Consider the following 4,416-nt stretch of genomic DNA (forward strand, 5'->3'; position numbering starts at 1 on the left):
GGCATGGACCCGCTCGAGTTTCGGCTGCTGAACTATGCTGACACTGAACCGGCCTCCGGCAAGCCATACTCTGCGAAAGCGCTTCGCGAATGTTATTCCGAAGGCGCGGCCAGATTTGGCTGGAAGGACCGGCCGCTAAAACCCGGCCAGATGCGCGACGAAGACGGGCTCCTCACTGGCTGGGGCATGGGCACGGCCATCTTCCATGCGCCCTTCTTCCCGGCAAAAGCCAGCGCCATCATCCGTGATGATGGCACAGCCGCCGCCTACACCTCCGGCGCAGATATGGGCCAGGGCGCGTGGACGGCGCTGTCGCAAATGGCCGCCGACGGTCTCGGCCTGCCGGCCGATCAGATAGAGTTCGACATTGGCCATTCCGGTCTGCCCGATGGCAGCGTCGCAGGCGGCTCGGCGCATACCGCCTCTGCCGGCGGCGCGCTCTTTGCGGCGGGCAGCGATGCTGTCCGCCAGCTCGCAGACCTTGCCATGAAGGCCCCTGACTCCCCGCTTTATGGCGCCGGAAATGAAGGCGTTCGCGCCACGAATGGCCGCCTGCACCGCATTGATGATGAAGCCCAGGGCGAGACCTATGCCGACATTCTCAAACGCGCCGGCGTCTCGAAGATCGAGGGCAAGGGCCGCAGCCACCGCGACAAGTCAGCCGCCGAGACCTATGCGATGTATTCACATGGCGCGGTGTTCACTGAAGTGAAAATCGATCCGGACCTTTACCAGATCCGCGTGACCCGCATGGTCGGTGCGTTTGCAGCCGGCCGGATCATCAATCCGCGCCTTGCCAAGAGCCAGCTCAATGGCGGCATGATCTGGGGGCTGAGCTTCGCCCTGCATGAGGAAGGCCTCCACGACACGCGCACCGGCCGGCCCATGAACAATGATTTCGCCGGCTATCACGTGCCGGTTCTGGCGGACGTGCCGTCCGTCGAATCCATCCTCGTCCACGAAGAAGACCCGCACGCCAATGCGCTCGGCGTTAAAGGCGTTGGCGAGATCGGGATCACCGGCACGGTCGGCGCGATTGCCAATGCCGTCTGGCATGCCACGGGCGTGCGCCCGAAACGCTACCCGATCCACATCCGCGACATCCTCGAAGCGCTCGCCTAGGCGACCGATTTTGCCGCGGCGCGCGCGACATCGGCCCGGTAAGTGCGGCCTGCAAGGGCGAGGCAGATTATGCTTGCTGCGTTGAAGCCGAGGATGACTTTCAGGGCCGAGGCCAGCGGCGCGGGATTGCCTGCTGCCAGGAACATGTCGCTGATCCGGCCTGCGATCCATGGGCCGCCGCCAATGCCGATCAGGGTCAGGCTGAAAAGGGTGAAAGCGGCAGCGACAGAGCGCATGCGCACCTTCACCAGCTCCTGCGTCGCGGTATAGGCAATCGAGGCATAGATCAGGCCGACAAAGCTCGGCACAATGTTCCAGAGATAGGCCATCTCGACACTGCGTGCGCTCAGCATCATCCAGGCGAAAGGCAGCGCGGCGGCGCTACAGGCGGCAACCATCCAAGGGCGCCAGCGCAAATCCTTTGCCGAGAGCCGGTCGCACAGCGCGCCGAGCACCATCGCCCCAAGTCCGCCCACACCGCCGATCAGGAGGCCAAGCGGCAGGGACACATCCGCAACCGTCACATCGAAGGTCCGTTGCAGATAGCTGGATGTGAACGCCACGAACGCATTCGCCGAGATGCAGATCATCAGGCATCCGAGCAGGATCAGCATATAGCTCTGCTGGCTCAGCATGAATTTCAGCGTCTCGCCAAAGCCGGGCGCGTCTTCGCTGGAGTTGAAATCATCAGAGAAACCGCGCACCGGCTCTTTCACCGTGAAGCGCACAAGCAGGGCCAGCAAGAGACCCGGGATACCGGCGGCAAAAAAGGCCGCGCGCCAGCCGAACTGGGCATAGACAAACGCGCCGAGGATGTAGCCGATCATGATGCCGAAGCCGATGCCGGTCGTGTAGACACCGAGCGCGAAGGCGCGCTGCTGCGGGGGATAGAGGTCGGCGATCATGCTGGTCGCAGGCGGCGTGCCACCGGACTCGCCAATCCCGACACCCATACGCGCCAGGAAGAGATGCACGAAATTCTGCGCCAGACCCGTCAGCGCCGTCATGCCGGACCAGATGGTCAGCGCCAGCGTGATGATATTGCGACGGTTGCCCCGGTCCGCCCACATCGCGACAGGGATGCCGAGCGTTGCATAAAGCGCAGCAAAGGCGAGGCCCGTCAGAATACCGATCTGCTCATCCGACAGGCCGAATTCGGCCTTGATCGGCTCGATCACCGTGATCAGGATCTGCCTGTCGACATGGTTGAACGTGTAGACCAGCGTCAGCACGATCAGCACCCATGTCCGCCCCTGCGCGAGCCCGCGTTTCTCCTGTCTGACGGCGCTCATGACGAAGTCTCCAGGCGTTTGAGGAAGTCGGAAATTGCGGTCACGGCAGCAGGCTCGTCGAGCATCGGCGCATGCCCCCGGCCGGCAATGCCGACGAATTTTGCATCAGGATGGCGCTTCATCATGAGGTCAGCGGTCTTTTGCGAGAACACATCGGAGGTCTCGCCGCGAATGATGAGAAGCGGAAAGGCCTTAAGCGAATTGAACAGCCGCCACATGGCGATCCGCGTCATCAGGCTCGGTTTGACTTCGCCAAGGGTCGCCGTGATCGCCGGATCATAGTCGAGGCATATCTCGCCTGTATCGCTGACGCGGCAGGTGCGCTTTGCGAAGGCGAGCCAATGGTCCTTGCCGTAATCGGGAAAGGCGAGCCGCTGGCTGTTGGCGGTGGCCTCCGCCGCCGCCTCCCAGCTCGCCATGGGCGCGCCCTTGCCGGCATAGCCAGCGATCCGCTTGAGCCCTGCCGCTTCGACCGTCGGGCCGACATCATTAAGCACGATCCCACTGATCCGTTCGGGCGCGATCTTGGCCATCACCATGGACATCAGCCCGCCCATCGACGTGCCGATCAGGGCAGCCTTTTCAAGCTTCAGATGATCAAGAAGCTGCACCATGTCGCCCGCATAGACGGCCGGGGTGTACTGCGCGGAATCCGTTGAATAGGCCGAATGGCCCCGCCCGCGCACATCGACCGCGATGAAGCGATAGCGCCCGCCGAGCGCCGCAATCATCGGCTCGAAATCCTTGTGATTGCGCGTCAGCCCATGCATGCAAAGCACGCTCAGCGGCGCATCCTCCGGGCCATAGGCGCGGGCATAAAGCTCAAGCCCGTCGGCGGATCTGTATTGAATGTCTGTCATGGCAAGCTCGCACGTCTTGCGGCGAAAAGAGTGGACGGCGCCGATTGAGCGCCGTCCTTGCAAGTACCGCCGGGGAGGAACAGCGGATCTAGAATTTGTAGTCGATACCCGCTGTCACCGTGCGCGGATCGCCATAGAAGGCTGTCAGCGTACCTTCAAGGCCGAGCGTCGGTGTGAAGGTACCGTCGGCATTGACCGTGACGAAGTTGTAGCCGGCCACGATATATTCCTCGTCGGTGAGGTTCTTGCCGGTCAGGCTGAAGCCCCAGCGGCCATCTGCCGTCTCCCAGCGCACGCTCGCATCCCAGAGGGCGAACGCTTCCTGGTCGAGGAACGGGTTGGCCACTTCGAACTGGCTTGAATCGCCGCGATAGGAAACCTGCGTATTGAGCAAGAGGTTGCCGCCCTGGAAGGGTGTGTCATAGGAGGCCCGGCCGTTTGCCGTCCAGTCCGGCGTATTCTGGATGACGCGCTGGTCGGAGACGTCATTGCCGAACGCATCGATGAACTCGTCATACTGCGCATCGAGATAACCGACAGACCAGCCAAGGTTGAGAAGGTCGCCGGCATTGGCGAAGTCTTCTGCGACGGTTGCCGTGCCTTCGAACTCGACGCCCCAGATGGTCGCGGCGCCAGCATTGGTGGTGACACCCGAGAAGCTGTCATTGACGCCGTCTCCATCGGTATCGACACCGATCGAGCCTGGCACCTGAACATCCTTATAGTCGGAATAGAAGCCCGCGAGGCTGTAATTGACGCGTCCGCCGAGCTGGCTCGCCTTGTAGCCGACTTCGTAGGAATCCACCTCTTCCGGGTCGAACTGCATGAACTGGTAGATTTCCTGTTCGGACACGGTCCCGTCCTGGTCGAGGTCAGGCGCCGCCGTGGTCTGGCCACGCGGGTCGAACGAGCCGCCCTTGAAGCCCTGCGAATAGGTTGCGTAGAGGTTGGAGTCCGGCGTCGGCTTGTAGCTGACGGACACGCGCGGGCTGAAATCATCGAAATCGGCCTCGCCATTGAAGTCGGACGTCGTCGCGATCAGCGTCGGATTGCCGCCGAAGAATTCGGAGAAGCCGCCGATATAAGTCCGGCGCAGCACCTGGGACGTTCTGGTGTCTTCGGTATAACGCGCGCCGAGGGAG

At 62.5% G+C, this 4,416-nt stretch carries 4 protein-coding genes; 1 reads left to right on the forward strand and 3 read right to left on the reverse strand.

The features are described from left to right. Positions 1-1,122 (forward strand): xanthine dehydrogenase family protein molybdopterin-binding subunit (locus tag WA989_RS18635; RefSeq protein WP_424341970.1); only part of this gene is annotated, 1,122 nt, incomplete at its 5' end. On the opposite strand, the gene WA989_RS18640 is transcribed toward WA989_RS18635, so the two are convergent. From WA989_RS18640 to WA989_RS18650, 3 genes are all read right to left on the reverse strand, one after another. After that, on the reverse strand, positions 1,119-2,414 hold the full coding sequence (locus tag WA989_RS18640) for a spinster family MFS transporter (protein ID WP_424341971.1): 1,296 nt from the start codon (positions 2,412-2,414) through the stop codon (positions 1,119-1,121). The two genes, WA989_RS18635 and WA989_RS18640, sit on opposite strands and share 4 nt — an antisense overlap. After that, a complete protein-coding gene (locus WA989_RS18645) occupies positions 2,411-3,274 on the reverse strand; it encodes an alpha/beta fold hydrolase (RefSeq protein ID WP_424341972.1) in 864 nt (287 codons plus the stop codon). Before WA989_RS18645 ends, WA989_RS18640 begins: the two co-directional genes overlap by 4 nt. A gap of 88 nt (positions 3,275-3,362) precedes the next feature. After that, positions 3,363-4,416: TonB-dependent receptor (locus tag WA989_RS18650; protein ID WP_424341973.1), on the reverse strand; the 1,054-nt coding region annotated here is incomplete at its 5' end.

This window comes from Henriciella sp., from assembly GCF_049649345.1.
Classification (GTDB): Bacteria; Pseudomonadota; Alphaproteobacteria; order Caulobacterales; family Hyphomonadaceae; genus Henriciella.